The 1,919-nt window shown below is 47.4% G+C and carries 3 protein-coding genes; all 3 read left to right on the forward strand.

Translation table 11 applies throughout. The features are described from left to right. The coding region (gene fabZ, locus KH813_RS06550) for a 3-hydroxyacyl-ACP dehydratase FabZ (protein WP_303994540.1) at positions 1-346 on the forward strand (346 nt) is incomplete at its 5' end. Positions 347-511: 165 nt separating this feature from the next. Further along, positions 512-1,324: an acyl-ACP--UDP-N-acetylglucosamine O-acyltransferase gene (gene lpxA, locus KH813_RS06555; RefSeq protein ID WP_303994541.1), complete on the forward strand. Its 813-nt coding sequence runs from the start codon at positions 512-514 to the stop codon at positions 1,322-1,324. Between the two features lie 150 nt (positions 1,325-1,474). Continuing rightward, the gene (locus tag KH813_RS06560; RefSeq protein WP_303994542.1) at positions 1,475-1,678 is read left to right on the forward strand and encodes a hypothetical protein; all 204 of its coding nucleotides are present in this window, start codon (positions 1,475-1,477) and stop codon (positions 1,676-1,678) included. Positions 1,679-1,919: the final 241 nt, after the last annotated feature.

The following is a 1,919-nucleotide window of genomic DNA, read 5'->3' on the forward strand; positions in this document are numbered from 1 at the left end:
AAATGTGACCATGAACGATCCGTATTTTCAAGGACATTTTCCCGGAAATCCGATTATGCCGGGCGTGCTTTTATGTGAAGCCATGGCGCAAGTCGCCGGTGTGGCTCTGCTGTATCCGGAAGAGCATCGCGGCATGACGCCGATGTTCACCGGGATGGATAAAGTTCGCTTTCGTTTATCGGTGCGGCCGGGAGATACGTTCCGCAGCGAAATCGAAATATTGAAAACCAAGGGAAATGTAGGAAAAATCGCCTGCCGCGGATATGTGGGCGAAGAGCTGGCTGTGCAAGGCGAATTCATGTTTTATCTTTCCCCCCAAGGAAGACAATTAAAAAGCATGAATTAAGTCAAAAACGTGAGCAATTCATTGAATTCCCATTCTAGACATCGCTAATGGCACGAGAAAGCTTGAAATGGAAGTTATATATTTACCCGAAATACGGATTATAAAATAAACAATAAAACTGAACTGATTCATACAGTTTACATAGCAAATAGCGGGAGAGATAGTATGGGATTACAACTTGTAGAAAAGCATGAACCGAATATTCACGAAACGGCGGTAGTCGATCCGAGCGCGGTTCTGCACAGTAACGTGGAAATCGGACCGTATGCCGTGATTTGCGCGGATACGGTGATCGGAGAAGGCACGCGTATTGATGCGCATGTCGTCATTCATCCGTACACCACGATCGGTAAATATTGTCATATTTACCCCGGCGCGTCGATCGGCAGCGATCCGCAGGATCTGAAATTCGAAGGGGAACGCAGCACGACATCCATCGGAGATTATACGGACATTCGCGAATTCGTGACCGTCAGCCGCGCGACCGGTGAAGGACAGGAAACGCACGTCGGTTCGCATTGCCTGTTGCAGGCGTATACGCATGTCGCGCATAACTGCAATGTGGGCAACCATGTAGTCATCAGCAGCTTCGCGGGTCTGGCGGGCCATGTAGTCGTCGAAGATCGCGCTGTCATCGGCGGTATGGCCGGTGTTCATCAGTTTGTGAAAATCGGTCGTAACTGCATGATCGGCGCGATGACCAAAGTGGTTCAGGATGTGCCGCCGTTCGTGATCGCGGACGGTAATCCGGCGCGCGTTGTCGGTCTGAACAGCGTCGGCATGGCGCGCAGCGGTATTTCCGCCGCCGTCAAACGCGACTTGAAACGCGCGTATCGACTTTTATATCGTTCCAACCTGCGTCTTTCGGAAGCGATTTCTGAGATGGAACATGAATTGGACGCGTCCGAAGAAGTGGAACATATGTTACGCTTCCTGCGTAATTGCGAGCGCGGTATTTGCCGCGTGCGCCGCGAATAGAAAAAAGTAACGCCCGCGACAGCGGGCGTTTTTTATTTGTCGAACAAACGGCGGCGAAGGATAAAGAGCGAGCCTGCTATCAGAGCGATAGGGGTAGACACGTTTATTCTAAATAACGGATACATATAGTATCGAGAAAGGACTAAATTTATGAAAATAAACGGTAATTGGTGGGGGAAAAGAGTACAAATTAAAGCTGTAAATGGCAAAATGTTTATAGGGGTAGTTGATGACATCACGGGTAAAGAAGATAACGATGAAACCGGAAAGGATTCTTTAACGCTCTATGATGGCGAGGACTATATATTTTTCAGTGATGATGAGATAGTAAGTATTGAAGTTTTAGAGCGTTGAAGATTACGATAAACACTAGTGGCTTTAAAGGCTTATTTACATAAAGACCACCGACGCAGATACCGCGGGCGTTTTTCATGGGCGGATATTAGGATGGCTTTTGCTCATGATTTTGTTGAGGCAAGCGTGGTTATCGAGCATGACGGTAGTGTACGAGTGATGAGAGAAATTGACAGGACTGTAGATATTGAAAGTGTATACAATGCAATGTACAATGAGATTAAAGACGAGTATTCTGTAA

Source organism: Negativicoccus succinicivorans, from assembly GCF_018373335.1.
Classification (GTDB): Bacteria; Bacillota; Negativicutes; order Veillonellales; family Negativicoccaceae; genus Negativicoccus; species Negativicoccus succinicivorans_A.